Origin of the sequence: Caulobacter sp. DWR2-3-1b2 (assembly GCF_049896345.1) — a bacterium.
GTDB lineage: Bacteria > Pseudomonadota > Alphaproteobacteria > Caulobacterales > Caulobacteraceae > Caulobacter.
In genome coordinates this window covers 72,320-98,056 of record NZ_JAFCUC010000004.1, presented here as the reverse complement: position 1 = coordinate 98,056, position 25,737 = coordinate 72,320, and the positions used below count along the sequence as shown (strand labels likewise).

Below are 25,737 nucleotides of genomic sequence, written 5' to 3'. Positions count from 1 at the left end.
GGCTTTCGAACGGGTGTTTGACACACCCTAGCCACCCTCGGCGTGGGATCAAGATCAGTCCTCGCAGCCACCTCCCCCGTTTCATGGGTGAGGAGATCTGGGCTAGCGTCTCCCATGACCTTCACCCCCGTGATCCGCGAGACCGACAAGCCGTCGCTAGCCTCCTATCAGCAAGGCCTGAAGGTCCTGCGCGCGACCACGACCGACGCGGTCGGCCCGCCCGACAACCACGACTTCGCGCTATTGATCACGGCGCCCGGCGACACGACGGTGCGCGGCGGCCTGTGGGGACAGTCGCGGTGGGGCGCGTTCTATGTGGACATGCTGGTGGTGCCCGAGGACTTGCAGCACATGGGCATGGGCACGAGCCTGATGCAGCGCGCGGAGACCGAGGCCCGCGGGCGCGGCTGCCACCTGATGTGGCTCGACACCTACGCCTTCCAGGCCCGCCCGTTCTACGAACGCCTGGGCTTCGAGGTGTTCGGCCAACTGGACGGATCGGAACCGATCTATCCGCGCTGGTTCATGCGCAAGGTGCTGGCCTAGAGCATTTCCCGACCTGACTGCGTCAGGCCGTGAGCTCTAATCTTTTGTTTTGACGCATTTTTCTTCACGCGAGCCGGAACCACTTCGCTCGAAAAATGCTCTAGCGTTTGGGGACACGCGCCTGCGCGTGTCCCCATTCCAAACCTAAGCCCCCAGATAGCGGATCAGCGCCGCCATGTTTTCGATATAGGCGCCGGTAGAGATGCCCGGCTTGGGCACGTCGGCGATGTAGGGCGAGGTGTCGGTGGGATCGCCTACGCGGGTCGTGGAGAACTCGCCCGGGGTCACGGTGTTCGAACCGTCACCGATATAGGGGTTGCTGACCGCCTTCATCTCGGTCGGCCACCAGCCCTCGGCGTTGAGCTCGGCCATCAGCTTGGCGGCGTCGGCGTCGGTGGTCCTGTCGCTGGTCTTCAGGGCGCCGACATTAAGGTCGGACACCGAGATGTCCTTGGTGGTGAAGTAGCGGGGCAGGGGACGGCGGCCGCCCTTCAGCGGCGAGTCCTTGCTGGCCACCTCGGGCGGGGTGGCCTTCAGCGCGGCGTAGCGCTTGCGCAGCTTGTCGATATTGACCGCCCGGAACGACGAGTAGTGGACGATCGTGTTCTCCCAGTGCTTGTCGACGAAGTATTCGCCGTTGAACACGTTGGAGCCGCGGCGGTGCACGTACAGCGGGTCGCCCGTGCCGATCTCGATGAAGGTGGGGTAACGCGGCTTGCCCGGAGCGATCTTGTCATTGAGCTTCAGGCTGGCCAGCCAGTCGATGGCTTCCGGAACGCGAGCCAGGTACTTCGGGTCGCCCGTCAGCTGGTAATAGTCCATCAGGTTTTCGAGGTTGCCGGCCGTGGTGTGGCTGGCGAAGGCCTTGGGCTCATAGGTGCGCGCGCCGGCCGGCTTGAGGTCGGCCACGGTGTGCTGCAGGCCCCAGCCCGGTTGCGGCTGCGGCTGCTGGGCGGCGATATAGATGTCCATGGCGCGTTGGATCGGGTCCAGCACCCGCTTGTCGCCCAGGGTCTGCCAGACCATCAGCAGGAACTTGATGTTCTCGTCGACGACGCCGTCATTGAAGGTGATGTAGCCGGTATAGTCCGGATGGCTCTTGTTCTCGAAACCACCCGATAGCGGGAAGCGCTGGGGCCAGCCACCGTTCGGATACTGGCTGTCGAGGACGAACTTGATGGCCTTGTCCAGAGCAGGCTTGAAGGCCTTGTCCTTCTTTTCCATGTAGATGCGCAGCACCAGCTGGCAGCTCTCGGCGGTGCCCTCGTCGTCGAAGGTGGCGTTGCCGTAATAGTGCTGGAATTCTTCAAGCCGCCAGCCGTTCTTGCCAATGGTGTCGTACCACTTCTGCAGCGACGCCGGCCCGGCAAGGTCGCCCATATAGTTCCAGCCGCCGGCTGGGTGCTGGATCTTGATCAGCGCGCCGGCGGCCTTGGCGGCGGCTTGGTAATAGTACTCGTCGCCGGTCGCGTGATAGGCGTCGAGGAACAGGTGACCCATGGTCGCCGTGCCGGGCGGCTGGACCCAGATCATGGTTGGGAAGGCTTCCATCTCGCCGAACCGGCGCGAGAAGTCGGGCAGATAGCTCCAGACATAGCCGCCCTCATGGGCGGCCTTCTCGGCCATGAAGGTCGAGGCCTTCTTCATGGTGGCTAGCACCTGGTCTTTCGACGGCGCCACGCCTTGGGCCAGGGCCCTCAGCGGGGCCATGGCGGCGGCGACGGCGAAGGTGGCGGTGGTGGTGGCGAGCAGGCGGCGGCGCGTCAGCGGGCTTAGCGGCATGGGTGTGACTCCGAGGGATCCCAGGCGTCAGGCCCGCGACGCTAGGGCGCGGCGATCTGGGCGTGGAGGCGGAGCGTGAGGGCTCATAAGCCTTCTGGTCCCCTGGTTTCCTCCTGGTCCGCGTCGCCGATACCTTTGCCGCCGTTGGTCGGCGCGTTGTTCGAGAAGTTATGATACCGGTGTCATGACTTGACCAGTGTCTTTTGACATAGCAAGGTTAGATGACGCCGGCGTCATCCTGTGACAGGTCGCCGCGTTGCACGTCGGCTCGTGCTCGGCGAGAACGGGCCATTGGTTTTTGAGGCGACACCGCCGCGCCAGATTTGGCAGCCCGCGACGCCGTCCTGTTGGGGAACAGGACGACGGCCCCAGGTCAGCAATGACCTGGGGCCGTTTTGATTTTTCTGACACCGGTGGCAGGGCTAAGGCGCTGTATTTGCGTGAATTTACACTGTTATGCGACCAGTGGTCACATAGGACGGCCCGTTCATCCCCCGTAAATATTCGCCATGCCTAGCCAACATGATCACTTGAACGAGGCCGAGCGCCTGGAGCGGCAAGCCGAGATCGCCGACAGCGATCACGCTCGCGACGCCCTGCGACGCATGGCCCAGACCTCACGCCTGTCGGCCGCCTTGGTCGGCATGCTGGAAGCCAGTCGGGAAGACCATCCGGGCTGACCCGCCTCGCCCACGCTTTCAGATAAACCGCGTCTCGATACATGCATCGCTTGAATTGCCGCGCCAGCCGGTGATCATGGGCGCGTGCAGGGAGACCCGGGTGGCGGACGAGGGATCGGACAAGGCCGTTCTGGAACGCGCGGGGGCCTATTTCCTCAGCGTCGTCGAGGCCAGCCGCGATTGCATCCGGGTGATCAGCGCCGATGGCTTCGTCGAATACATGAACGCCCAGGGTCAGGCCCTGTTCGAGATCGACGATTTCGAGGGCCGCAACCGCCGTAAATACTGGCCCGACATGTGGCCCGGCGACAGCCGCGCCCAAGTCGAGGCGGGCCTGCTGCGCGCGATGGCCGGCGAATCCAGCGCCTTTCGCGCCTTCTGCCCGACCGCCAAGGGCGAGCCACGCTGGTGGGACACCACCGTCTCGCCGATCCTGGAGGCTGGCCGCGTGACCCGGGTGCTGGCCACCTCGCGCGACGTCACCGGCGAGATGCGTTCCGAGTCGCAGCGCCAACTGCTGGTCAATGAGCTGAACCACCGGGTCAAGAACACCCTGGCCACCATCCAGTCGATCGCCAGCCAGTCGCTGCGCAACGCGGGCGTCGACGTGGCCGTGCGCTGCGCGTTCGAGGGGCGACTGATGGCCATCGCCGCGACACACAATGTGTTGACCGACAAGAACTGGTCCGCCGCCAGCCTGCGCCAGATCATCGACGGTTCGGTGACCCCCTATCGCGGCCAGGCCGGCCAGCTGACCATCACAGGCGAGGACCTGATGGTCTCGCCCAAACCGGCTGTCTTGATGGCTCTGGCCTTTCACGAACTGGCGATCAACGCCCTGAAGTACGGCGCCCTGTCGGTGGAGAGCGGCCATGTCGATATCCACTGGGCGGTGGAGGGCGGCGATCGGCTGAACATCGACTGGACCGAGCAGGGCGGTCCCGCCGTGCGGCCGCCCGAGCGGCGCGGTTTCGGCTCGCGGATCGTCGAGCTCGCCTTACCAGGCGAGTTGGGCGGCCAGGTCGAGGTCGACTATCGCGCCGAGGGTTTGCACTGCCGAATCAGCTCGCCGCTGTCGGCCTTGAACAAGGTCGACGCCTTCATGCAGTTACCGGCCGAGGCGGGAAGTTCGCGCGACGGACGGCGCGAATGAACCCCCAGCCTCTCAACCCGTTCTGCAAGCTTGAGCGGCGCTGAGCCGAGGAGGCGCGTCGCTGATGATCCCTGAGGACTGGAACGCCCGGCTGAAGGCGGCCTGGCTGGCCTTGAGCGCCTTTGTGGTCCGGCATCGCATCCTGGTCGGCGCAGCGACGGGCGCCTTGCTGCCGCTGTTGATCCTGCTGGTCTGGTTGGGGGCGAGCCTGCCGATCTCGCGGGCCCTGGAACCCTTGCCCAGCCGGGCGATCATCCTGCTCGACAACCAGGGCCAGCCCTTCGCCCGGCGCGGCGCCTACAAGGAGGCGCCGGTGGTCATCAAGGCGCTGCCCAAGCACGTGCCAGCGGCCTTCCTGGCTATCGAGGACCGGCGCTTCTACCACCACCTTGGCATCGACCCGATCGGCATCACCCGGGCCTTTGTCGTCAATACCAAGGCCCATCGCACGGTGCAGGGCGGCAGCACCATCACCCAGCAGTTGGCCAAGAACGCCTTCCTCAAGCCCGAGCGCAGCCTGCGCCGCAAGGGCCAGGAGGCGATGATCGCCCTGTGGCTGGAACTGCGGCTGTCCAAGGACCAGATCCTGTCGCGCTACCTGTCCAGCATCTATTTCGGCGACGGGGTCTATGGCCTGGGCGCGGCCGCCCGGCACTATTTTGGCAAAGCCCCAGAGCAACTGAGCATCGGCGAGGCGGCGATCCTGGCCGGGATTGTCAAGGCGCCGGTCGATCTGGATCCCGTCGATCATCCCGAGGCGGCGGGCCGCAGGGCGCGGCTGGTGCTCAACGCCATGGTCGAGACCAAGGTGATCACGGCCCAGCAGGCCAAGGACGCCGGCCATGTCAATGTCCAGGTCGCCCGCGCCGCCTTGCCCGTTGGAGGCTATTTCGCCGACTGGATCTCGCCCCAGGTGAAGTCGGCCTTCGATGGCGCGGCCTATGGCGAGGTCCGCGTGCCAACCACCCTGGACAGCCGGCTGCAGCGCCAGGCCGAGCAGGCGGTGGCGCGGGTGCTGAAGGCGTCGGGCAAGGCCAAGGACGGCCAGGTGGCGCTGGTCGCCATGCGGCCCGACGGCAAAGTGGTGGCGATGGTCGGGGGGCGCAATTACCGCCAGAGCCCGTTCAACCGCGCCGTTCAGGCCCAGCGTCAGCCGGGCAGCGCCTTCAAGCTGTTCGTCTACCTCGCCGCCCTGCGCGACGGCGCCACGCCGGACAACCTGGTGGTGGGCGAACCGGTGACGATCGGCGGCTGGACGCCGGCCAATTACGAGGGCGGCGGCGGGCGCGATCTGACCCTGCGCGACGCCTTCGCCCAGTCCAACAACATCATTGCCGCCCGGGTGTACCAGCAGGCCGGCGGCGAGGCCGTGGTGCGGGCGGCGCGCGACCTGGGGATCACCTCGCCGCTGCGCGAGGACGACGCCACCCTGGCTCTGGGCACCGCCGAGACCAACCTGCTGGAGTTGACCAGCGCCTACGCAGCCGTGGCGTCCGGCCAGATGCCGATCCAACCCTACGGTCGTCCGCTTGCCGCACCGATCCAGACGAAACCGCTGGAGCCGGCGATGCGGGCCGAACTGCTCGACCTGATGGGGGCCGTGGTCCAGGAAGGCACCGGCCGCGCGGCGCGGTTGCCGCAGCGGGCCTATGGCAAGACCGGCACCACCCAGGACTACCGCGACGCGCTCTTTGTCGGCTTTAGCGGCGACCTGGTGGTCGGGGTGTGGGTGGGCAATGACGACCACTCGCCGATGAATCGCGTGGTCGGCGGCGACATCCCGGCCCGGATATGGAAGGATTTCATGACCAGCGGCCTGAAGGCGGGCTTGATCGCGAAGGACAGCGCGCCCGAGGGGCGCCTGCACGATGTTCCAGACGAGAATCGCGAGGTGGAGCATCCGCGCCATGTCCCGAAATGGCTGCGGCGGATCTTCGGCCTCTAGGATTTTGCCCGGACGAGCGGAATTCTGGACAGGTCCGAGCCTTGCTCCCAACACCCTGTCGCGACCCAGAATGGGACGCTTTTCGGACACGCATCGGGGGCGCGTCCGCGAGGTGCGTGGCGGCTTGGTCGGAAAAAAGGCGTTGAGTATGAACCCGAAGACAATCCTTCTGGTCGGAGCCGCGAGCTTGACGTTCGCCGCCTTGGCGCCGGCCTCGGCCGCCTTGGCCGACGGCTATCCCGCGCACGTCACACCCATCACCCGGCCCGCGCCCAAGCCGGCGCCCGCTCGCAAGCCCGCGCCCCGGCCGTCCGCCCGGGTCAAGGTCGTCGAGCGCCCGGTCTATATTGAAAGGCGGGTCGAAGTGCCCGTTGACCGTCCCGTCTATGTCGATCGCCCGGTAGACCGCATCGTCGAGAAGCGGGTCGAGGTTCCGGTCGTCAAGATCGTCGAAAGGCCAGTCGACCGTCCCGTCTATGTCGATCGCCCGGTCGATCGCATCATCGAGAAGCGGGTGGAAGTGCCCGTGGACCGCCTGGTCTATGTGGACCGTCCCGTCGATCGAGTCATCGAGAAGCGGGTCGAGGTGCCCGTGGTGCGCGTCGTCGAAAAGCGCGTCGAAGTGCCCGTGGATCGTCCTGTCTATGTGGACCGCCCCGTCGATCGCATCATCGAGCGCCGCGTGGAAGTGCCGATCGATCGTCCGGTCTATGTCGATCGTCAGCAGACGGTCGTGCGTCCCGGCTGCGACTGCGACGATGACCGCGCCCATGATGATCGTGGCTATCGGGATCGCGGGCAGACCTATGGCCAGGTCGCCCAGGGCTTTGAGCGCTCGGAACAGACCTACGAGTCCAGCTCGGAACGCTACAGCGAGAGTGGCGGCTATAGCGACCAGGGCGGCGCGCTCGCCGGCGGCGGCTACTATTACGGCGGCACAACGGCCCGTACCGGGCTCGGCGGCGGCTGGGTCGGCGGCCAGTCCAGCTACGGCGGTCAGGCCTATGGCGACCATAGCTACGACCAGTCCAACTATGGCGGCCAAGCCTACGGCGGCCAAGCCTATGACGGCCGGTACCAGTCCGGCTATGGCGGCGGCCAATCCTACGGCGGCGGCTCGGCCTATGGCGCCGGCCTGGCCACCGGCGCGGCCCTGGCTTATGGCGCGACTCGCGGTCGCGGCGGCCAGTCCTACGGTGGCGGGGCCTATGGCGGCGGCCGCGCTTGGTCGGGCGGCGGGACCAGCGCCTCGGCCAGCAGCAGCGCCAGCGGTAGCGCGTCGTCCAGCGTCTCGGTGTCAGGCGGCGGCCGCTACGGCGGCGGCGGGCATGGCGACGGCCACGGCGGCGGCTCGACTGGAGGCTCGACCGGCGGCCAAGGCGGCTGTTGCGGCCATTAAGGCCGAAAGTAGCGCCTTCGCGCGCAAACTGTACTGCTCTGCATAGGCGCGGTGGCGGAATCGGGCATCAATGGTCCGTAGGGGGATCATTACGGCGTTGGGGCCGGCGATCAGGAGTAGGCCATGGATTCGATCCTGGTTGTCACCAAACCGTTCGACTGGGCGGTCGAACGCGAAGGCCAGGTGCTGTCGCGCCATTCAAACCAGGAGGCCGCCTATAAGGCCGCCCTCGACTATGCCAGCGCGCTCTTTGACGAGGGAGTCCGCGCCCAGGTGGCCATCAAGGCCGAGGCTCGCAGCTTCGCCCATCTCGACGGCGAATAGCGCCTAATCAGCGGCCAGGCACACCGCGACGCAGCGTTTGGCCAAGGCCTCCGTCGCGTCGATGAACGGCACGCTCAGATCGGCCGCGCCCATTACCAAAGGCACTTCCGTGCAGCCCGCGACGACGACCTGCGCGCCCTTGCCGACCAAGCGGTGGGCTAGGGAGGCCATGGTTTCGCGGCTGTCGGGACCCAGGTCGCCGTGTTTGACGCGATAGAGCAGGGCCATGAACTCCACCTGCTCGTGATCGTCCAGGGTCACGGCCTCCAGCGCCTGATGCGAAAAAGTGCGGCGATAGAGGGCCAGGGCGCCGTTTGTGCCCAGCACGCCGACCCGCTCGGCCCCCGCGGCCTGGGCGGCGAGCCCGGCAGTCTCGATCAGATCGACCAGGGGCAGGCCGCTGGCCTTCACCTCGGCCGCATAGGCATGGGCGGTGTTACAGGCGATGGCCAGCACCTGGGCGCCGGCGTCGCGCAGGCCCACGGCCATTTCGGCCAGCACCGGGCCGGCGGCGTCGTCGCTGTTGTTGCGGTCGGGAACCTTGGGGTTGATATCGACCAGCACCCGCAGGTGATCCTGCTCGCGGTTGACCGGCGTTGCGGCCTGCAGCTTGGCCAGGAAGTCCAGCGTGGCGGCGGGGCCCATGCCGCCGAGGACGCCCAGGGTCTTAGACAAGCGCCGCCTCCATCTCGCTCTGGTACCCGAACAACCCCTGGGCGCCGCCGGTGTGCAGGAAGACCACCCGCTCGCCCGCGAACGCGCCCTTGCGGGCCTGGTCGATCAGGCCCTTCATCGCCTTGCCGGAATAGACCGGGTCCAGCAGCAGGCCCTCGGTGCGGGCCGCCAGGGTCAGGGCGTCGATGACGCCCTGGTCGATGAGGCCATAGCCGGCGCCGACATAGTCGCAGTCGGCCACCACCATTTCGCGCGTCACCCGGCCCGCTGCGCCGATTGTCTCGGCGGTGGCGACGGCCAGGTTGAAGACGTTCTCCTCCTGCCTGGCCTTGGGCGCGCGGACGCCAAAGCCAAGGATGGGGACGTCCACGCTGAGCGCCGCGAAACCGGCCACCAGGCCCGCATGGGTGCCGGCACTGCCGGTGGCTGTGACCAGGCGATCGATCTTCAGGTCCATCGCGTCGGCCTGGACCACCAACTCGCGGGCGCAGTCGACATAGCCCAGGGCGCCGACCGTATTGGAGCCGCCGCCGGGGATGACATAGGGCTTGCCGCCGCGCTGACGCACTGCCTCGGCCGAGGCCTCCAGCTCGGCCACCATGTCGGTCCCGCCCGGCACGAAGCGGATCGAAGCGCCCATGAGCCGGTCGAGCAGGACGTTGCCGTTGCCGACGTAGTCCGACGCCTTGGAGCCTGTGCGCTCCTCCAGGATGATCTCGCTCTTCAGGCCAAGGCGCGCGCCGGCGGCGATGGTCTGGCGCACGTGGTTGGACTGCACCGCGCCCTGGGTGACCAGGGTGTCGGCGCCCTGGGCCAGGGCCTCGCCGAGCAGGAACTCCAGCTTGCGGGTCTTGTTGCCGCCGCCGGCCAGGCCGGTGCAGTCGTCGCGCTTGACCCACAGGTCGACGCCGAGCTCGGCGCCCAGGCGGGGCAGGGGCTCCAGCGGCGTGGGCAGGTGGGCGAAACGGGCGCGGGGGAAGCGGGCCAGGTGCATGCGAGGCGTCTCTGCTGAGGGAACCGGCGGTCGTCGATCCACCTACAGCCTCGCGCGCAGTCGTGCTATGGTCGGGCGCAGAAAAGCACGGCCCGGCGTGGCTTCCTCGTGAAGTCGGGCACGCGACGGCCCCCCGCCGCGCCCTCGCCAGAAGGCCGCGCGCCTTTGGGAGGAACGCCATGAGTTCGATCCGGTCCACCGTCCTTGTCGCCGCTGCGGTCCTTGCCGCCGGAACCGCCCACGCCTCGACCCTGATCATCGGCGGCGGCGCGGCCAAGGACTGTTCCAACGCCGCGCTCAACGGCCGCGCCGACAAGGCTTCGGTCACCACCTGCACCGTTGCGTTGGACATCGAGACCCTGAACTTCCGAGACAGGGCCCGCACCTATGTCAATCGCGGCGTGCTCTACATGCGCCAGCGGGACTTCAACGGCGCTGTCAGTGATTTCGACTCCGCTTCCAGGATCGATCCGAACCTGGGCGAGGCCTTCGTCAATCGCGGCGCGGCCTTCGTCGGAACCCAGCGCTATGATGAGGGCTTGAGCCAGATCGACCAAGGCCTGGCCCTGGGGGTCAAGGATCCGGAAAAGGCGTATTACAATCGCGCCATCGCCCATGAGAACCTCGGCGACGTCACGGCCGCCTACCGCGACTATTCCAAGGCGTTGGAACTTGATCCCGCCTGGGATGCGCCGAAAAAGGAGTTGGCGCGTTTCACCGTCAAGCGACCTTGACCACGACGCCTTGCGCGCCACGATCGGGACCTCGAAACTGGAGCGCGAGATGAGCAAGGCTCGATTTTGGGCGACGACCGCGATGGCGGCCTTGGCCGTCGGCGGCCCGGCCCTGGCGCAGGTCGACCTGCGGACCTTGCGCGATCAGAACCTCATCGTGCAGCAACAGGATATCGCCCAACAGAACGCCTTGGGCGCGCAGCGCGAAGCCGCCGCCGCCCAGGGCCGTTTTTCCACCCAGCTGACCCTGCGCGACCTGGCGCTGACGCCAACCACGCCGGTTTCGCCCAGCCTGCGCCCGACCCTGCCGGCTGCTCCACCGCGCGGAGCCTCGGCCGACGACTATGCCGCCCAGGCCGAGCGCATGGACCGCTTGACCGACGCCCGCTTGGCGCAGAACAGCGCCCGCCTGAGCGCCATCAGGCCTGCTCAATAATCAACACGGAGAACGATCGCATGGAATGGGGTGGGGGACGCCGCTCGGGCAATATCGAGGACCGTCGCGGTCTGGGGCCGGTCGGCGTGGCCGGCGGCGGCATTGGCGCGGTGGTGCTGGCGATCATTGGCTATTTCGTGTTCGGCGTGCCGCCGGAAACGACGATGAACGCCGTCAATGGCGCTCAGCAGCCGGCCGCCCAGGAGGGCGCTCGCGGCCAGGTGACGGACCAGGAAGGCCAGTTCATCGACGTGGTCGAGACCTCCAACGATGACGTCTGGGGTCCGGTCCTGGCGCGGCACAATATCAAGTACACGCCGCCCGAGGCGGTGGTGCTCTATGACCAGTCCACGGCCACCGGCTGCGGCACGGGCCAATCAGCCATGGGGCCGTTCTATTGCCCCGCCGACCACAAGGTCTATCTGGACCTGGCCTTCTGGAAGGAGCTTGAGACACGGTTCGGCGCCAAGGGCGAGTTCGCCCGTGCCTATGTGATCAGCCACGAGATCGGCCACCACGTCCAGACCCTGACCGGCGCTTCCGACCAGGCCCAGCGCATGGGCGCGCGCGGCGCGGAGAGCGGCTCGGTGCGTCTGGAGCTTCAGGCCGACTGCTATGCCGGCGTCTGGGCCAAGCACGCGCCGGAAGCCTCGGGCGGCAAGATCGCCATCAACCGCGCCGACATCGAGGACGGCCTGGGCGCGGCCGCGGCGGTCGGCGACGACGCCATCCAGGAACAGACCCAGGGACGGGTGATGCCCGACAGCTTCACCCACGGCTCCTCGGCCCAGCGCATGAAGTGGTTCGGCAAGGGCTATGACGCCGGTGATCCCGGCGCCTGCGACACGTTCTCGGCGGGAACGCTCTAGGCGCGTTGCGTCCTTCGAGGCCCGGCTCCGCCTCGCATCTCACGATGAGGACTTCAGAGCCACAGAGCTCCTCATCCTGAGGTGCCCGCGCAGCGGGCCTCGAAGGACGCACGGCCGCCCTTGACCCCCGCGTCAACCGGCCTAGTGTCCCCCTGTTCACCGGGGGGTCGCTTGCGCGGCTGAGATTGGGCGTAAGCCCTGACCCGTCGAACCTGATCCGGGTCATGCCGGCGAAGGGAGGGAACGCGGTCTTGGCGAAAACCAAGCTCGCACACCGACTTAGCGCGACACGTCCGGGTCTCCTTAACGCTTGAGGAGCGCCCGACCATGAATATTCAACTGCCCATCAAAGACGCCCCCCTTCTTAAGGAAAAGATTGGCGGCGCGATCCCGACGGGCGAGCGCCCTGGCAGCCGCAAGGTCTACCAGGCCGGCAGCCTGTTTCCCGACATCCGGGTGCCATTCCGCGAGGTGGCCGTCCACCCCAGCGCCAACGAGCCGCCGGTCACCATCTATGACCCGTCGGGCCCCTACACTGACCCCCATGCGGTGATCGACATCGAGAAGGGCCTGGAACGCTCGCGCGAGCCGTGGGTCATCGCCCGAGGCGACTGCGACCTGGTGCTCAACCCCCGCGAGGTGAAGCCCGAGGACAACGGCTTCGCCCAGGGCAAGCACCTGGCCCCGCAGTTCATGGCCAAGCGGCCGATCTTCAAGGGTCGCGCCGGCCAGAAGGTCACCCAGCTGGAATACGCCCAGGCCGGGATTATTACCGCCGAGATGGAATATGTCGCCATCCGCGAGAACCTGCGCCGCGAGCAGGACCGGCCTTGCGTACGCGATGGCGAGGACTTCGGCGCGTCGATCCCCGACTTCGTGACGCCCGAGTTCGTCCGGCAGGAAGTGGCGCGCGGCCGGGCCATCATTCCGGCTAATATCAACCACGGCGAGCTGGAGCCGATGGCGATCGGCCGCAATTTCCTGGTCAAGATCAACGCCAATATCGGCAATTCAGCGGTGCTCAGCACCGTCGCCGACGAGGTCGACAAGCTGGTCTGGGCCACCCGCTGGGGCGCCGACACGGTGATGGACCTGTCGACCGGCCGCAACATCCACAACATCCGCGACTGGATCATCCGCAACAGCAGCGTGCCGATCGGCACGGTGCCGATCTATCAGGCGCTGGAAAAGGTCAACGGCGTGGCCGAGGACCTCAACTGGGAAGTCTTCCGCGACACCCTGATCGAACAGGCCGAGCAGGGGGTGGACTATTTCACCATCCACGCCGGCGTCAGGCTCCCCTTCATCCCGCTGACGGCGAAGAGGGTGACGGGCATCGTCTCGCGCGGCGGCTCGATCATGGCCAAGTGGTGCCTGGCCCACCACAAGGAGAACTTCCTCTACGAGCGGTTCGAGGACATCTGCGAGATCATGCGCAGCTATGACGTGTCGTTCTCGCTAGGCGACGGCCTGCGTCCAGGCTCGACCGCCGACGCCAATGACGAGGCCCAGTTCGCCGAGCTGCGCACCCTGGGCGAACTGACCAAGGTGGCCTGGAAGCACGGCGTGCAGGTGATGATCGAAGGGCCGGGCCACGTGGCCATGCACAAGATCAAGGCCAACATGGATGAGCAGCTCAAGCACTGCCACGAGGCCCCCTTCTACACGCTCGGCCCGTTGACCACCGACATCGCCCCTGGCTACGACCACATCACCTCGGCGATCGGGGCGGCGATGATCGGCTGGTTCGGCACGGCCATGCTCTGCTACGTGACGCCCAAGGAGCACCTGGGCCTGCCCGACCGCGACGACGTCAAGACCGGCGTCATCACCTACAAGCTGGCCGCCCACGCCGCCGACCTGGCCAAGGGTCACCCCGGCGCGGCCATGTGGGACGACGCCATCAGCCGGGCGCGGTTCGAGTTCCGCTGGGAGGATCAGTTCAACCTGGGCCTTGACCCCGAGACCGCCCGGGCCTTCCACGACGAGACCCTGCCCAAGGAGGCGCACAAGACCGCGCACTTCTGCTCGATGTGCGGTCCCAAGTTCTGCTCGATGAAGATCAGCCACGAAGTCCGCGAATTCGCGGCGGGACTAGCGCCGAACTCCATCGAGCAGGGCATGGCCGAGATGAGCGACAAGTTCCGGGAACAGGGGTCTGAGATCTATCTGAAGACGGAGGTTTAGGGATGTTGGCCTTGATCCTGACGGCGGCGGTTCAGGCCGCCGCCTCGGCCGACGCCGACCCCTTGGCGCTGGCGCGAAAGGGGATGCAGCAGTGCTATGCGCCCAACCTGTCGGCCAAGACCTGCCAGTCCCTCGCCGGCTATGTCTTTAAGGCCGACGGGACCATCATCAACACTGCCGAGGTGCTGATCGCGTCGTCGCCAGTGGTGACACTGAAGACGGCGGAACCGGTGATCGTGAAATCGGGCGCGGTTTGCGGCCAGTTCTCGGATTTCCATGACGCGGAGGTTTTTGTGGGCGGGAAGACGGCCGATCCGGCTGTATCCGCCAAGGTGCGCGAGCAGCTTTTGGCAGCCATGGCCCCCATTCTCGGCAAGGAAATCTGCACCTACTATCTGCAGGGAAATGGGGCGATGTCGGCTTCGGCCACGCTCGATGGACAGCCGGCGCCTGCGATGACGACCACCGTGCTGTGGATCGCGCCAACGGACGGATATAGCGTCCGTCCCTAGTCGAGCGAAGAACGGTCGGGATGGGCGGGCGTTGGGGCCAAATCAGTAAGCGGCCCCACCGTCCGCGCCCGCCCGCTGAGTTCCGAGCCCGCGTCCCGGTCCAGCCGCAGATAGACGGGCAGAGCCAGCAGGGTCACCACCCCGATCGCCATATAGGGCCAGACGAAGCGCTCGGGCGTCAGGTGGGCGCCGTGGCCGCGGGCCAGGTGCAGCATCAGGCCGCCGAAGCTGACGCCAAGGGCCAGGCCCACCTGCTGGGCGACCGCCGACAGGGTTGAGGCCGCGGCGATCTGGGCCTGGGGCACGTCGGCATAGGCGATGGTGTTGGCGGCGATGAACTGGTTGGAGCGCGCGAAGCCGCCAAGGAACAGGGTTCCAGCCATCAGCAGCATCGGCGTCTCAGGCCGAAAGAAGCCCGGCGCGGCGGTCAGAATCGCGGTCGCGGTGACGAACACCGCCAGCGAGGTGCGGAAGCCGAAGCGCTTCAGGCCGGCGGCGGCGAACGGGCGGGCGATTAGTACGCCGACGCCCGTCCCTAAGGTCACCATGCTGGCCTTCAGGGGGCTCCAACCCAGGGCTACCTGCAGCAGCAGCGGCATCAGGAACGGGCTGGCCCCGATGCCCAGCCGCACGAAGGCCCCGCCCACCAGGCTGGCGCGGAAGGTGCGATATTTGAGCAAGCCCAGGTCGAGGATCGGCTTGGGCGTCACCTTGGCCTTGCGCAGGTAGAGCCAGCCCGATCCGATCGCCAAGGCTAGCACCAGCGCCACGCCCCACAGCGGCAACAACGACAGTCCCGCCGTCTCGGCCACCACCACCAGGCCGCTGATCGCCACGGCCGACAGGGTGAAGCCCAGCCAGTCGAAGCGGCCCATCTCCTGGGGTTGGCTCTTGGGCACGAAGCGCATCACCGCCGTCATGCCCAGCAGGCCGATGGGGACATTCAGGTAGAAGATCCACGGCCAGGCGGCGACGCTCAGCACCAGGCCGGCCAGGGGCGGGCCGACCAGCGGGCCGATCAGGGCCGGCATGGTGAACCAGCCCATGGCCTTGATCAGCTTGTCCTTGGGGGTCGCACCGACAACGATCAGCCGCGCCACCGGCGTCATCATCGCCCCACCGATTCCCTGGACGATCCGCGAGGCGACCAGGGTTTCCAGGCTGCGCGACAGGCCGCACAGGGCCGAGCCGGCCAGGAACACCACCATGGCGGTCATGAACACCCGCCGCGCCCCGAACCGCTCCGCCGCCCAGCCGCTGGCCGGGGTGAACACCGCCAGGGCCAGGATGTAGGAGGTCAGGGCCAGCTTCAGGTGGATGGGGTCGACGCTGAAGGCCCGGGCCAGGGTAGGCAGGGCGGTCGACAGGGCGGTGGAGTCGATGAACTCCATCAGCAGCGCGCTGGCGACGGCTAGGGAGATCAGGCGGGTCCCGCGAACGGGCGCTTCGGGCTGCACGAAAGACACGGCTAGGGCTTACGCTTGGCGTTCGCCGATCTCAAGCCTGGCGCGTTATGGTCGTGAACCGCCGCCGGAGCCCGCGATGCCGTCCCAAACCCACCTGTCCGAGCTGGAGGCGGAGATGGCCCAGGCTGTCGCGGCCGAGGACTTCGAAACCGCCGCTGCCCTGCGCGATCGCATCGACCTGATCCGCCGCGACCTGCGGGTGATGGAGCAACCGGAGGCCGGCGCGCCCCAGGCCTCCTACCTGAAGCGCCAGGAGCCGGGAAAGATGGGACTGGGCACCAACCAGTCGAGCTATGTGCCGCCGGAGGGCTGGATCCCGCCCAAGAAGCCGGATCCGATGACGGCGGGGCACTCGAAGGGCGGTCGGCGGTTGAAGTAGGAGCGACCCCGCCTCGCACGTCCTTGGTCAACACAGCAAAGGAGAACGTCATGTCTTATGTCGACGGTTTCGTGATCGCGGTCCCCAAGGCCAAGATCGAGGCTTACAAGGAAATGGCTCGCCTCGGCGGCCAGGTCTGGATGGAATACGGGGCCCTGTCCTACGTCGAGTGCTTCGGTGATGACGTGCCCTACGGCGAGGTCACCTCGTTCCCGCGCGCGGTGCAGGCCAGCGAGGACGAGGTCGTGGTGTTCTCGTGGATCACCTATCGCGACAAGGCCGCCCGCGACGAGATCATGGCCAAGGTGATGGCCGACGAGCGCCTGAAGGGCTACATGGCAAACATGCCGTTCGACGGCAAACGGATGATCTTCGGTGGCTTCGAGGCGTTCCTGGAACTGTGACTCAACGCCCGGGGCGGGGATCGAACGTGCGTCGTCCCGGGATCTTCAGGCAGTCGGCGTCCGGCTTCTGGCCGTGCTGGGGCTTGGCGACGGGATAGGGCAGGTGGGCGCCGCTCAGCTTAGAGCGCGTTTGGTTTACACAGATGCATCGCTCCTATTCCCCGTCTTCCCGGCGAAGGCCGGGAGCCAGATTGATCCAGAGCCTCTCGTGGTTTCACCTGGGCCCCGGCCTTCGCCGGGGAGACGGAAGATTTTGAATGCCGATTCAATCTGAGCCAGAGTCGCGCTAGAGCATTTCCCAACCTGACTGCGTCAGGCCGTGAGCTCTAATCTTCTGTTTTAACGCATTTTTCTTCAAGCGAACCGGAACCACTTCGCTCGAAAATGCTCTAGCCTGGTGTTCGAAAGACTTGATCATATCGGTCCTCCCTTGTGTTTTTCTTGTCTTCAGGCCGCCGCGCTGAGGCCATCCAACAGTCGCACCTCGACCGACACGTTCAGCTTGGCCTCGCCCGGATCGTCCAGGATGGTGCCCGAGATCGGCTTGGCCTCGCTGGGGGTGCGGGTATGGGCCACCAGAATGAGGTCCGGCGACTCCGCCAGGCCGTTGGTAGGGTCGAACTCGGTCCAGCCCAGGCCGGGAAGGAAGACCTCGCACCAGGCGTGGGTGGCGCCCGCGCCCCGCAGGGCCGAGCTTGGTCCGCTATAGATGTAGCCCGTGGCGAACACCGCAGCATAGCCTAGCCGGCGCAAGGCCTCGACCATCAGCCAGGCGAAGTCGCGGCAAGTGCCGCTGCCCAGGCTGATGGTCTCGGCGGGCGCTTGCGTACCGGCCTCGGGCCGGGCTTGATAGGTAAAGTGGTCGTGGATCGTGCGGTTCATCCGCAGCAGGAAGTCGATCGCCGGCTCGTCGGGCCGTTCCATCTGCTGGCGCAGCCAGCGCAGCAGCAAGCGGTCGTCGTCGTCGGTGGCCGGGGTGATGAACGGGTTCAGCACCGCCCGGTCCTCGCGCGAATAGACGATGGGCGAGATGGTGTGAGGATCGTCGATCTGCAACGATGTGAGGGGCGCGGGAAAGCGGTCGATGATCAGGCGGCTGGTGATGGTCAAGCCGTCGGCCTCGCCACGCGGGGTGAACCAGCAGACGCAGTTGCCAACGGCGTCGTAGGTCCAGCGGGTCTCGCCGGGCAGGGAGGTTTGCAGCGACGCCTTGACGATGCGGATGGCATGGCTGTCGCGCGGCCGGATCAGCAGCCGGTGAGCCCCGAACCCGACCGGCCGGGCGTAGGCGTACCGCGTTTCATGAAGGATGCCGAGCCGCGCCATGGGCCAAAATAACCCGAGGAAACCCGCTTCGTTCCGTCACAGCCAGGTGATCGCAGTCGACAGAACAAAATAAGAACAATAGGATAGGGGAATGGCTATCCTCGATCTGAAACGCAAGCTCGCCATCCTCTCCGACGCGGCGAAGTACGACGCTTCCTGCGCCTCGTCGGGCGCCCAGAAGCGAAACTCGACGGACGGCAAGGGCGTTGGCTCGACGGAGGGGATGGGCATCTGCCACGCCTACGCGCCGGACGGGCGGTGCATCAGCCTGCTCAAGATCCTGCTGACTAACTTCTGCATCTATGACTGCGCCTACTGCGTCAACCGGGTGTCGTCCAATGTCACCCGGGCGCGATTCACGGTGAAGGAGGTCGTCGACCTCACCCTGAACTTCTACAAGCGCAACTATATCGAGGGGCTGTTCCTGTCGTCGGGGGTGATCCGCACCGGCGATTACACGATGGAAGAGATGGTGCGGGTGGCCAAGAGCCTGCGGCTGGACCATGACTTCCGCGGCTATATCCACCTGAAACTGATCCCCGAGGCCTCGCCGGAGTTGGCGGCTGAGGCGGGGCTGTATGCCGACCGGGTGTCGATCAATGTCGAGCTGCCGCTGGACGAGAGCTTGGCGGCCTTGGCGCCGGAGAAGGACGCAGCCGGCATCAAGAAGGCCATGGGCCGCATGCGGCTGGCCATCGAGGATCGCAACGAGCCCGTCAAGGTCGGGCGCGCCAAGCCTCGCAAGTTCGCCACCGGCCAGTCGACCCAGCTGATCATCGGCGCCGACGCCACCAAGGACGGCGACATCTTGGCCCGCAGCGCGGCGCTGTATGGCTCCTACCAGCTTAAGCGCGTCTACTATTCGGCCTTCAGCCCTATGGCCGACAGCAGCGCCCGCCTGCCGTTGATCCGCCCGCCGCTGGTGCGCGAGCACCGGCTCTATCAAGCCGACTGGCTGATGCGGTTCTACGGTTTTAGCCAGGGCGAGATCGTCGCGCCGGGCGAGGACCTGGATCTGACCATGGACCCCAAGACCGCCTGGGCCCTGCGAAACCGGGGCGACTTCCCGGTGGACGTCAACACCGCCGATCGCGAGACCCTACTGCGCACGCCGGGCCTGGGGACCAAGGGGGTCGACCGCATCCTGCTGGCCCGGATCCAGACGCGGCTCACCCTGGAAGACGTCAAGCGCGTCTGCGGTTCGGTCAAGCGCGCCAAGCCGTTCATCGTCACCGCCGACTGGACGCCAGGAGCCGCCACGGACGGCGCGGGCCTGCGGGCGTCGCTGGTCGAGCCACAGCAGCTGAGCCTGTTCTGATGCGGGTCGTGCGGCTGGAGTCCGAGATCGATTTCGACGGCTGGCGCGACGCGGCCCGGGCGCTGCGGGCCGAAGGCGTGGCGCCGGAGGCGGTCGTGTGGACGGTGGAGCGGGACCTGTTTGAGGGCGCCGGTTCTTTCCCTCCCCATAAAGGGGAGGGAAGGGCGCCTGAAATAGGAGAGGGAAGAATTCTTAAGGTCCCCGCCGCCTTCGTCGATCTCGCCAAGACTGTCATCCTTCACCGCTCGCCCGAGCGCCTGTCGCTGCTCTACCGCATCCTCCACCGCCTTGAGGCCCAGCCCAAGCTGCTGGACAACCCCGCCGACGCCAATGTCGCCAAGGCCCGCGACATGGCCAAGAACGTGGGCCGGGCGATCCACAAGATGCACGCCTTCGTCCGCTTCCGCCTGGTGGAGGACGTGACGCCCGAGACCTTCGTCGCCTGGTTCGAGCCTGCCCACCGGGTCACCGAGGCGGCGTCGCCGTTCTTCGCCCGGCGGTTCGCCAACATGAATTGGTCGATCCTGACCCCCGACGCCTGCGTCCACTGGGACCGCAGCTTCCTGACGATGTCGCCCGGCGCCGATCCGGCCGACGCGCCGTCGCAGGATGCCCAGGAGGAGATGTGGCGCACCTATTACGCCTCGATCTTCAACCCGGCCCGGCTGAACCCGGTGATGATGAAACAGGAGATGCCCAAGCGCTATTGGCGGAACCTGCCGGAGGCGGCGCTCATTCCGCAGCTGATCGAGCAAGCCCAGAACCGGACCGATCTGATGGTCACCGCCCAACCGACCAAGCCCTCGGAACGGGTGCTCAAGGCCGCCTTGCGCCATAGCCGCGATGGCTCTTACGGCGAGAGCAACCTGGTGAACCTGGAAGAGGTGGCCGCCGGGGTGCAGGTCTGCCGCCGCTGCGACCTGTGGCGCGACGCCACCCAGGGCGTGCCGGGCGTCGGGCCGGCCCTCCTGAGTGGAAGAGGGGCCAATCTGATGATCGTCGGCGAGCAGCCGGGCGACCAGGAGGATTTGCAGGGCGCGCCCTTCGTTGGTCCCGCCGGCCAGCTTTTGGCCAAGGCCATGGCCGAGGCCGGCGTCGTTCGCGCCCAGACCTTCGTCACCAACGCCGTCAAGCATTTCAAGCACGAGCCGCGCGGCAAGCGGCGGATCCACAAGACCCCCGACCGGGGCGAGGTCCAGGCTTGCCGTTGGTGGCTCGACGCCGAGCGCCGGCTGGTAGCACCCAAGGTGATCCTCGCCTTGGGCGCGACGGCCGGACTGGCGGTGTTCGGCAAGGCCGTGCCGATCGGCCAGAGCCGGGGCCAACCCCAACCGCTGAGCGACGGCGGCCAGGGCCTGGTCAGCTGGCATCCCTCCTACCTGCTGCGCGTGCCCGACCCCGACGCCAAGGCTCGCGCCTATGCACAGCTGGTCGAGGACTTGAAGCAGGCCTGGACGCTGGCGACAGAAGAGTCCTAGGCCGCGAAGCCCGCTTCGGCGAAGGCCAGCATGCGGGAGAGCAGCGCTTCGACGTCGGCCTCGCTGGTCGTGCCTTCCGACAGTACGTTCAGGCGGTCGAACTCAGCGAAGCGGTTGTTGTGCAGCATGCCCAGGGTGAAGTGCAGCCGCCAGTAGATCTGCTCGGCCGGCAAGTCTGGACGCGCCTTCAGCAGGGCGTCGGAGAAGCGGCGCAGGTGGGTGACGTCGGTCTGCAGCACCTTGCGGATCTCATCGGTGCCCTCGCTGCGGGCCCGGATCAGGAACTGCAACGAGATGCGGCGCTCATGGTCGGGCGCCAGCCACGTCAGCGGCGGGGTCAGAAGAGCGGCCAGGATTTCGCGCACCGGGGGCGAACCCGCGTGGCGGTCGATGGCCTCGTGCAGCTTCTTGGCCCGTTCGCGGTTCAGCTCGACCGTGCGGCGACGGAAGATCTCGTAGATCAGAGCGTCCTTGGAGCCAAAATGATAGTTCACCGAGGCCAGGTTCACCCCCGCCGCCGCGGTGATGTCGCGCACCGACACGTTCTGGAAGCCGTGCAGCGCGAACAGACGCTCGGCGGCCACGAACACCAGGTTCTTGGTGACGGCCTCGTTGTCGATGCTCTCGATGTCGGCCTCGGGCGCTTGGGCAGCGGCCACGGCCTCGCTCTTCGGACTCACTGACGGTATCCCCCTTTACCTGCGGGGAAGTCTTACGGCCGTTCGAAATTGGCGCAAGCGTCAAGATGGGCGGTGGGCGGAGGAAAGTGACGGGCGCCCGCCTTATCGGCTGCGGCCGCGATCCTACAGGGCCAGGGAGCGGGTGTCGCGCTGGCCGTTGTAATAGTGCGACAGGGCCGCCGCGAAAACCTCTGGGGTGGACGCGGCCTGTTCGAACAGCGTCAGGCTGGACTGAAACTTGATGTCGTCGGGCGCGCCGAAGATGGTGTGGGCGCGGCCCTCCACCGCGTTGACGGCCTCGACGGCCCTGACCAGGCGCGGGCCCAACACCGGATGGTCCAGATAGGCCCGGGCCTCGTCAAGCGAGCCGATAGCGTAGCGTTGCGAGGTGGCGCTGAAGCCGAGTCCGGCCACCTGCGGGAAGATGAACCACATCCAGTGGCTAGCCTTGCGGCCGCGGCGAAGCTCAGCCAAGGCGGTGTCATAGGTCGACGCCTGGGCGGTCACGAAGCGGTCGAGGTCGTGCGGATCGTTGATGGTTCGCCGCCGTTGCAAGGGCTTGCCATGGGCAACGCCAGAGGGCTCGAGACTGTTCACAAGCGGACGTCGGGAAGGACTGTTGGGGGCGGGTTGCTGCCGGAGTTTCCTTCTCCCCCTTGCGGGAGAAGGTGGCCTGCGAAGCAGGTCGGATGAGGGGTCGAAAGCCTTGTCCGGACAGGTCCGAGAGACCCCTCACCGGTCGCTGCGCGACCACCTTACCCAGGGGGAGGCTTTGGAAGGAGCCGACGTCCATGCCCGAAGACCGCAAACCCAGGCCGCGCTGCCCGGTCGACCGCCGCCTCCACGACCTCGAAGCCGCCAAGTACTCCTGAACGATCTGGCCAGGCCCGAAGCGGCGTGCGAGCCGGACCAGGCCGACTAGCCTCGCACCAGTTCCCGCATCGCCTTGTCCAGGCCGTCGATGGTCAGGGGGAACATCCGGTTGTTCATCAACTGCTTCATCACCCCAATCGACTGGGTGTAGTCCCAGTGCCGCTCGGGCGTCGGGTTCAGCCAGACGGCGCTCTGGTAGATGTCGGTCAGGCGGGTCATCCAGATGGCCCCCGCCTCTTCGTTCCAATGCTCGACGCTGCCGCCCGGATAGGTGATCTCGTAGGGGCTCATGGTGGCGTCCCCGACGAAGATCACCTTGTAGTCGTGGGGGAACTTGTTGAGCACCTCGAAGGTCGGGGTCTTCTCGGCTTGGCGGCGGCGATTGTCCTTCCAGACGGCCTCGTACAGGCAGTTGTGGAAATAGAAGAATTCCAGGTGCTTGAACTCGGTCTTGGCGGCGGAAAACAGCTCCTCGCAGAGCTTGATATGGCCGTCCATCGAACCGCCGATGTCGAAGAACAACAGAACCTTGATGGTGTTGCGCCGCTCGGGGCGCATCTGGATGTCGAGATAGCCCTTTTCCGCTGTGCCGCGGATCGTGCCGTTGAGGTCCAGCTCCTCCTGCGCGCCTTGGCGGGCGAACTTGCGCAGGCGGCGCAGGGCGACCTTGATGTTGCGGGTGCCCAGTTCGACGCTGTCGTCGAGGTTCTTGTATTCGCGCTTGTCCCAGACCTTAACCGCCTTGCCGTGCCGGCTCTTGTCTTGGCCGATGCGGACGCCCTCGGGGTTGTAGCCGTTGTTTCCGAAGGGAGAGGTGCCGCCCGAGCCGATCCATTTTGAGCCGCCCTCGTGGCGCTCCTTCTGTTCCTTCAGGCGCTCCTGCAGGGTCTCCATCAGCTTGTCGAAGCCGCCCATGGCCTCGATCTGGGCCTTCTCTTCGTCGGTCAGGAACTTTTCGGTCAGGGCCTTTAGCCACTCGGCCGGGATGTCGGCTGTCAGGCCGTCTTCGACCGTTTCAAGCCCCTTGAACACATGGCCGAACACTCGGTCGAACTTGTCGAGGTTCTTCTCGTCCTTCACCAGGCTGGCCCGCGACAGGAAATAGAAGTCCTCGATGCGGCGATCGATGACGTCCTTGTCCAGCGCCTCCATCAACAGGAGGTACTCGCGCAGGGAGACCGGCACCTTGGCGGCGCGGAGCTCGGAAAAGAAGCGGAGGAACATGGCAGGCGTGCTTTCGAACGGTTGTTCGAAGGATGGCGGGTTCGGGCGGCCAAGGCAACAGGTCCTCCCCCTATGGGCCTTGTGGGCAGGTCTATCGCATATGGTTTGGAGCTGACTTTTTCTCGCTCCCCCTTGATGGGGGAGGGGCGGGCGTGGGGGTGATGCTGCGGTTTCGCAGGCAAGGCGCCCGAGATATTCGTCCTTGCGCGCCCCCGTCCGGACAGTCTTTCACCCCTATCCCCGGCCCTTCGCCCATCAAAGGGGGAAGGGGGAAGTCGTCTCGCGCTCATCTGCGATTGCCATGCCCCATGGGGGGAGGAATTGGGTTTTCACCCCCGTCTCAGGATGAACTCCAGGTCCTGCGTCTCGCCGACCGGGAAGCGATATTCCCCGACCTTCTCGAACCCCAGCCGCGCATAAAGCTTCTGCGCGCCCAGGTTCTCCGAGAAAACGCCGATCCACAGTGGGCGAGGACCGGCCTTCACCAGCCAGTCGAGCGCGGTGGTCAGGAGCAGTGACCCTCGGCCTCCACCCTGCATGGCCTTCAGCACATAGAGCCGGTGCAATTCCCCGTGCTCGGCCGAGGCCTTCGCATGGGGCAGGCCGCAGGGTCCGGCGGTGGCGTAGCCGATGGCCTCGCCGTCCTCGTCCTCCAGCAGCCAGCTCGCCTTCGCTGGATCGGCCAGGTCTCGCCGGGTGCGTTCCAGGCCGTAGGCATAGGCCAGGAAGGTCTCCAGGTCCTCGGACGGGTAGAGATGGCCGAAGGTTTCGCTGAAGGTGCGGGCCCCCAGCGAGGACAGGGTGTCGGCGTCGGCGGGCGTGGCGCGGCGGATGTCGAGGCTCATGGCCGAGACATAGCCGCCGCGCGCGCCGATCGTCTAGAAGCCCTCGAGCACCAGCTTGCCGATGACCCGGCCGCCTTCCACCTGACGATGGGCCTCGATCAGGTCGGCGGCGCGGATCTTGCCGACCACGGCGGTCAGGGTGGTGCGCAACACGCCCTGATCGACCAGGTCGGCCACGGCATTGAGCAGATGGTGCTGGGCGATCATGTCCGGCGTGCCTTGCGGTCGGGCGAACATGAATTCCCAATGGATCGAGGCGCTCTTGTAATGCAACGGGCGAATGTCGATCGGTCCGTCGGCCTCGATGATGCCGATCTTGCCCTGCAGGCCAATGGCCGCGGTGACGGCCGGGAAATGCTCGGCGCTATGGGTCAGGCAGGCGATATAGGCCGGGTCGGTGGCGCCCAACCGGGCCAGTTCGTCGGCCAGGGGCTGCGAATGGTCGAAGATTTGATGCGCGCCGAGCTCGCCGACCCATTGGCGGGTCTCGCCGCGCGAGGCGCTGGCGACCACTGTCAGTTGGGTCAGCTTGCGCGCCAGTTGGATCATCGCCGACCCCACCCCGCCGGCCCCGCCGATGATCACCAGGGTCTGGCCCTCACCGCCGTCACGGGCTACGTCGAACCGGTCGAACAGCATCTCCCAGGCGGTGATGAAGGTCAGGGGCATGGCCGCCGCCTCGGCGAAGCCTAGGCTTGCTGGCTTGCGGCCGACGATACGCTCGTCGACAACCTGCAACTCGGCGTTCGAGCCCGGCCGGCCGATAGCGCCGGCGTAGAAGACCTCGTCGCCGGGCGCGAACAGCGTGACGGCCTCGCCGACAGCCACGACGACACCGGCCGCGTCAAAGCCGAGGATCCGGGGCTCGCCGGCCGGCGGCTCGGCGCTACTGCGGACCTTGGTGTCGACCGGGTTCACCGAAACCGCCTTGATGCGGACCAGAAGGTCGTGGCCCGTCGCCGTCGGCTCGGCGGCCTCAAGATCCAGCAAGGCGCTCGGCTCGGTGAGAGGCAAGGGCTCGCGGAAGCCAACGATCTTCATGGGCAGTGTCTCCGAAATTGCGGCGCCGCCGCGCCGCACGAGATCGCTTGCCGCAGCCAACTTCGCAAGTACGGACTTTTTCTGTACGTAGTATCCATCGGGATACCAAGGAGCGAGCCGTGGACGATCCGAAGGAGTGCGGCGTCGAGGCGACGCTGGGTCTGATCGACGGCAAGTGGAAGGGCGTCATCCTCTACCACCTGCTGAGCGGCGGGCTGAGGTTCAGCGCCCTGGGGCGGCGACTGGGCGCTGTGACCCAGCGGATGTTGACCAAGCAATTGCGGGAGCTGGAGCGCGACGGTCTGATTGTCCGCACCGTTCACGCCCAGGTCCCGCCACGCGTCGACTACGCCCTGTCGGCGCGCGGCCGCAGTCTGGAGCCGGTGATCGTGGCCCTCAAGGCCTGGGGCGACGCCAACCTGTTGGCCAGTCCGCCGGTCGTCTTCACGTCGCGCAAGGTGGGCTGA

The 25,737-nt window shown here is 66.7% G+C and carries 26 protein-coding genes and 1 riboswitch; of the genes, 16 read left to right on the top strand and 10 right to left on the bottom strand.

From position 1 onward, the window contains the following. Positions 1-114 precede the first annotated feature (114 nt). Positions 115-546 (top strand): GNAT family N-acetyltransferase, encoded by a 432-nt coding sequence (locus ACP694_RS12295; protein WP_426012774.1) that lies wholly within the window; start codon positions 115-117, stop codon positions 544-546. Positions 547-690: 144 nt separating this feature from the next. Here the strand turns inward: ACP694_RS12295 and ACP694_RS12290 are convergent, their stop codons facing one another. Continuing rightward, positions 691-2,328: a pectate lyase gene (locus ACP694_RS12290; RefSeq protein ID WP_426012772.1), complete on the bottom strand. Its 1,638-nt coding sequence runs from the start codon at positions 2,326-2,328 to the stop codon at positions 691-693. A 509-nt stretch (positions 2,329-2,837) separates the two neighbouring features. On the opposite strand from ACP694_RS12290, the gene ACP694_RS12285 reads away from it, so the two are divergent. The 5 genes from ACP694_RS12285 to ACP694_RS12265 all read left to right on the top strand — a co-directional run bounded on the left by ACP694_RS12285 (position 2,838) and on the right by ACP694_RS12265 (position 7,829). After that, positions 2,838-3,008, top strand: coding sequence for a hypothetical protein (locus ACP694_RS12285; RefSeq protein WP_426012771.1), 171 nt, complete (start codon positions 2,838-2,840; stop codon positions 3,006-3,008). A 100-nt stretch (positions 3,009-3,108) separates the two neighbouring features. After that, a complete protein-coding gene (locus ACP694_RS12280; RefSeq protein ID WP_426012770.1) occupies positions 3,109-4,161 on the top strand; it encodes a sensor histidine kinase in 1,053 nt (350 codons plus the stop codon). A 64-nt stretch (positions 4,162-4,225) separates the two neighbouring features. Further along, positions 4,226-6,106: a transglycosylase domain-containing protein gene (locus tag ACP694_RS12275; protein ID WP_426012769.1), complete on the top strand. Its 1,881-nt coding sequence runs from the start codon at positions 4,226-4,228 to the stop codon at positions 6,104-6,106. 148 nt (positions 6,107-6,254) lie between these two features. Beyond that, entirely contained in the window at positions 6,255-7,505 is a 1,251-nt protein-coding gene (locus tag ACP694_RS12270) for an IMCp domain-containing protein (protein WP_426012767.1), read from the top strand. Between the two features lie 123 nt (positions 7,506-7,628). After that, positions 7,629-7,829: a hypothetical protein gene (locus ACP694_RS12265; RefSeq protein WP_426012766.1), complete on the top strand. Its 201-nt coding sequence runs from the start codon at positions 7,629-7,631 to the stop codon at positions 7,827-7,829. 3 nt (positions 7,830-7,832) lie between these two features. Here ACP694_RS12265 and ACP694_RS12260 read toward each other — a convergent pair whose 3' ends face one another. Together ACP694_RS12260 and ACP694_RS12255 are read right to left on the bottom strand one after the other, a co-directional pair. Further along, positions 7,833-8,504 (bottom strand): aspartate/glutamate racemase family protein, encoded by a 672-nt coding sequence (locus ACP694_RS12260; RefSeq protein ID WP_426012764.1) that lies wholly within the window; start codon positions 8,502-8,504, stop codon positions 7,833-7,835. Further along, the gene (locus tag ACP694_RS12255; protein WP_426012762.1) at positions 8,497-9,498 is read right to left on the bottom strand and encodes a D-cysteine desulfhydrase; all 1,002 of its coding nucleotides are present in this window, start codon (positions 9,496-9,498) and stop codon (positions 8,497-8,499) included. Before ACP694_RS12255 ends, ACP694_RS12260 begins: the two co-directional genes overlap by 8 nt. 179 nt (positions 9,499-9,677) lie before the next feature. Between ACP694_RS12255 and ACP694_RS12250 the strand changes: the two genes are divergently transcribed. The 5 genes from ACP694_RS12250 to ACP694_RS12230 all read left to right on the top strand — a co-directional run bounded on the left by ACP694_RS12250 (position 9,678) and on the right by ACP694_RS12230 (position 14,236). Beyond that, complete coding sequence (locus ACP694_RS12250; protein ID WP_426012760.1) at positions 9,678-10,232, top strand: tetratricopeptide repeat protein; 555 nt, start codon at positions 9,678-9,680, stop codon at positions 10,230-10,232. Between the two features lie 49 nt (positions 10,233-10,281). Beyond that, the gene (locus tag ACP694_RS12245; RefSeq protein WP_426012758.1) at positions 10,282-10,668 is read left to right on the top strand and encodes a hypothetical protein; all 387 of its coding nucleotides are present in this window, start codon (positions 10,282-10,284) and stop codon (positions 10,666-10,668) included. Between the two features lie 20 nt (positions 10,669-10,688). Then, positions 10,689-11,537: a KPN_02809 family neutral zinc metallopeptidase gene (gene ypfJ / locus ACP694_RS12240; protein ID WP_426012757.1), complete on the top strand. Its 849-nt coding sequence runs from the start codon at positions 10,689-10,691 to the stop codon at positions 11,535-11,537. A gap of 150 nt (positions 11,538-11,687) precedes the next feature. Further along, positions 11,688-11,793: riboswitch (TPP riboswitch) on the top strand. A 71-nt stretch (positions 11,794-11,864) separates the two neighbouring features. Beyond that, a complete protein-coding gene (thiC, locus tag ACP694_RS12235) occupies positions 11,865-13,724 on the top strand; it encodes a phosphomethylpyrimidine synthase ThiC (protein ID WP_426012755.1) in 1,860 nt (619 codons plus the stop codon). A gap of 2 nt (positions 13,725-13,726) precedes the next feature. Next, positions 13,727-14,236, top strand: a complete 510-nt coding sequence (locus ACP694_RS12230) for a hypothetical protein (protein ID WP_426012753.1) — start codon at positions 13,727-13,729, stop codon at positions 14,234-14,236. Here the strand turns inward: ACP694_RS12230 and ACP694_RS12225 are convergent. Continuing rightward, positions 14,233-15,702 (bottom strand): MFS transporter, encoded by a 1,470-nt coding sequence (locus ACP694_RS12225; RefSeq protein ID WP_426012752.1) that lies wholly within the window; start codon positions 15,700-15,702, stop codon positions 14,233-14,235. The two genes, ACP694_RS12230 and ACP694_RS12225, sit on opposite strands and share 4 nt — an antisense overlap. A gap of 76 nt (positions 15,703-15,778) precedes the next feature. Between ACP694_RS12225 and ACP694_RS12220 the strand changes: the two genes are divergently transcribed. Together ACP694_RS12220 and ACP694_RS12215 are read left to right on the top strand one after the other, a co-directional pair. Further along, on the top strand, positions 15,779-16,081 hold the full coding sequence (locus ACP694_RS12220; protein WP_426012750.1) for a UvrB/UvrC motif-containing protein: 303 nt from the start codon (positions 15,779-15,781) through the stop codon (positions 16,079-16,081). Positions 16,082-16,131: 50 nt separating this feature from the next. Continuing rightward, positions 16,132-16,485 carry a DUF1428 domain-containing protein gene (locus tag ACP694_RS12215; RefSeq protein ID WP_426012749.1) on the top strand — a complete coding sequence of 118 codons (354 nt, stop codon included), beginning with the start codon at positions 16,132-16,134 and terminating at the stop codon, positions 16,483-16,485. 447 nt (positions 16,486-16,932) lie between these two features. Here ACP694_RS12215 and ACP694_RS12210 read toward each other — a convergent pair whose 3' ends face one another. Next, complete coding sequence (locus ACP694_RS12210; RefSeq protein WP_426012747.1) at positions 16,933-17,811, bottom strand: transglutaminase family protein; 879 nt, start codon at positions 17,809-17,811, stop codon at positions 16,933-16,935. Between the two features lie 91 nt (positions 17,812-17,902). Here ACP694_RS12210 and ACP694_RS12205 point away from each other — a divergent pair, with 91 nt between their 5' ends. Continuing rightward, a complete protein-coding gene (locus ACP694_RS12205) occupies positions 17,903-19,129 on the top strand; it encodes a putative DNA modification/repair radical SAM protein (protein WP_426012745.1) in 1,227 nt (408 codons plus the stop codon). Next, positions 19,129-20,607: a UdgX family uracil-DNA binding protein gene (locus ACP694_RS12200; protein WP_426012744.1), complete on the top strand. Its 1,479-nt coding sequence runs from the start codon at positions 19,129-19,131 to the stop codon at positions 20,605-20,607. The genes ACP694_RS12205 and ACP694_RS12200 overlap by 1 nt, the downstream gene beginning before the upstream one ends. On the opposite strand, the gene ACP694_RS12195 is transcribed toward ACP694_RS12200, so the two are convergent. From ACP694_RS12195 to ACP694_RS12175, 5 genes are all read right to left on the bottom strand, one after another. Then, positions 20,604-21,266 (bottom strand): TetR/AcrR family transcriptional regulator, encoded by a 663-nt coding sequence (locus tag ACP694_RS12195; RefSeq protein ID WP_426012742.1) that lies wholly within the window; start codon positions 21,264-21,266, stop codon positions 20,604-20,606. The genes ACP694_RS12200 and ACP694_RS12195 overlap by 4 nt on opposite strands. Positions 21,267-21,410: 144 nt before the next feature. Beyond that, positions 21,411-21,842 carry a DUF1810 domain-containing protein gene (locus ACP694_RS12190; protein WP_426012741.1) on the bottom strand — a complete coding sequence of 144 codons (432 nt, stop codon included), beginning with the start codon at positions 21,840-21,842 and terminating at the stop codon, positions 21,411-21,413. 363 nt (positions 21,843-22,205) lie between these two features. Then, the gene (locus tag ACP694_RS12185) at positions 22,206-23,384 is read right to left on the bottom strand and encodes a vWA domain-containing protein (protein ID WP_426012739.1); all 1,179 of its coding nucleotides are present in this window, start codon (positions 23,382-23,384) and stop codon (positions 22,206-22,208) included. A gap of 329 nt (positions 23,385-23,713) precedes the next feature. Next, positions 23,714-24,229, bottom strand: coding sequence for a GNAT family N-acetyltransferase (locus tag ACP694_RS12180; protein ID WP_426012737.1), 516 nt, complete (start codon positions 24,227-24,229; stop codon positions 23,714-23,716). Between the two features lie 33 nt (positions 24,230-24,262). After that, on the bottom strand, positions 24,263-25,270 hold the full coding sequence (locus tag ACP694_RS12175; RefSeq protein ID WP_426012735.1) for a zinc-binding alcohol dehydrogenase family protein: 1,008 nt from the start codon (positions 25,268-25,270) through the stop codon (positions 24,263-24,265). Between the two features lie 119 nt (positions 25,271-25,389). On the opposite strand from ACP694_RS12175, the gene ACP694_RS12170 reads away from it, so the two are divergent. Beyond that, on the top strand, positions 25,390-25,737 hold the full coding sequence (locus tag ACP694_RS12170) for a winged helix-turn-helix transcriptional regulator (RefSeq protein WP_426012734.1): 348 nt from the start codon (positions 25,390-25,392) through the stop codon (positions 25,735-25,737).

Coding starts and splice junctions, on each gene's coding strand:
- ACP694_RS12230 (WP_426012753.1), top strand. CDS start 13,727: ATGTTGGCCTTGATCCTGACGGCGGCGGTTCAGGCCGCCGCCTCGGCC.
- ACP694_RS12250 (WP_426012760.1), top strand. CDS start 9,678: ATGAGTTCGATCCGGTCCACCGTCCTTGTCGCCGCTGCGGTCCTTGCC.
- ACP694_RS12205 (WP_426012745.1), top strand. CDS start 17,903: ATGGCTATCCTCGATCTGAAACGCAAGCTCGCCATCCTCTCCGACGCG.
- ACP694_RS12285 (WP_426012771.1), top strand. CDS start 2,838: ATGCCTAGCCAACATGATCACTTGAACGAGGCCGAGCGCCTGGAGCGG.
- thiC (WP_426012755.1), top strand. CDS start 11,865: ATGAATATTCAACTGCCCATCAAAGACGCCCCCCTTCTTAAGGAAAAG.
- ACP694_RS12180 (WP_426012737.1), bottom strand. CDS start 24,229: ATGAGCCTCGACATCCGCCGCGCCACGCCCGCCGACGCCGACACCCTG.
- ACP694_RS12245 (WP_426012758.1), top strand. CDS start 10,282: ATGAGCAAGGCTCGATTTTGGGCGACGACCGCGATGGCGGCCTTGGCC.
- ACP694_RS12290 (WP_426012772.1), bottom strand. CDS start 2,328: ATGCCGCTAAGCCCGCTGACGCGCCGCCGCCTGCTCGCCACCACCACC.
- ACP694_RS12215 (WP_426012749.1), top strand. CDS start 16,132: ATGTCTTATGTCGACGGTTTCGTGATCGCGGTCCCCAAGGCCAAGATC.
- ACP694_RS12270 (WP_426012767.1), top strand. CDS start 6,255: ATGAACCCGAAGACAATCCTTCTGGTCGGAGCCGCGAGCTTGACGTTC.
- ACP694_RS12275 (WP_426012769.1), top strand. CDS start 4,226: ATGATCCCTGAGGACTGGAACGCCCGGCTGAAGGCGGCCTGGCTGGCC.
- ACP694_RS12265 (WP_426012766.1), top strand. CDS start 7,629: ATGGATTCGATCCTGGTTGTCACCAAACCGTTCGACTGGGCGGTCGAA.
- ACP694_RS12220 (WP_426012750.1), top strand. CDS start 15,779: ATGCCGTCCCAAACCCACCTGTCCGAGCTGGAGGCGGAGATGGCCCAG.
- ACP694_RS12175 (WP_426012735.1), bottom strand. CDS start 25,270: ATGAAGATCGTTGGCTTCCGCGAGCCCTTGCCTCTCACCGAGCCGAGC.
- ypfJ (WP_426012757.1), top strand. CDS start 10,689: ATGGAATGGGGTGGGGGACGCCGCTCGGGCAATATCGAGGACCGTCGC.
- ACP694_RS12295 (WP_426012774.1), top strand. CDS start 115: ATGACCTTCACCCCCGTGATCCGCGAGACCGACAAGCCGTCGCTAGCC.
- ACP694_RS12200 (WP_426012744.1), top strand. CDS start 19,129: ATGCGGGTCGTGCGGCTGGAGTCCGAGATCGATTTCGACGGCTGGCGC.
- ACP694_RS12185 (WP_426012739.1), bottom strand. CDS start 23,384: ATGTTCCTCCGCTTCTTTTCCGAGCTCCGCGCCGCCAAGGTGCCGGTC.
- ACP694_RS12255 (WP_426012762.1), bottom strand. CDS start 9,498: ATGCACCTGGCCCGCTTCCCCCGCGCCCGTTTCGCCCACCTGCCCACG.
- ACP694_RS12210 (WP_426012747.1), bottom strand. CDS start 17,811: ATGGCGCGGCTCGGCATCCTTCATGAAACGCGGTACGCCTACGCCCGG.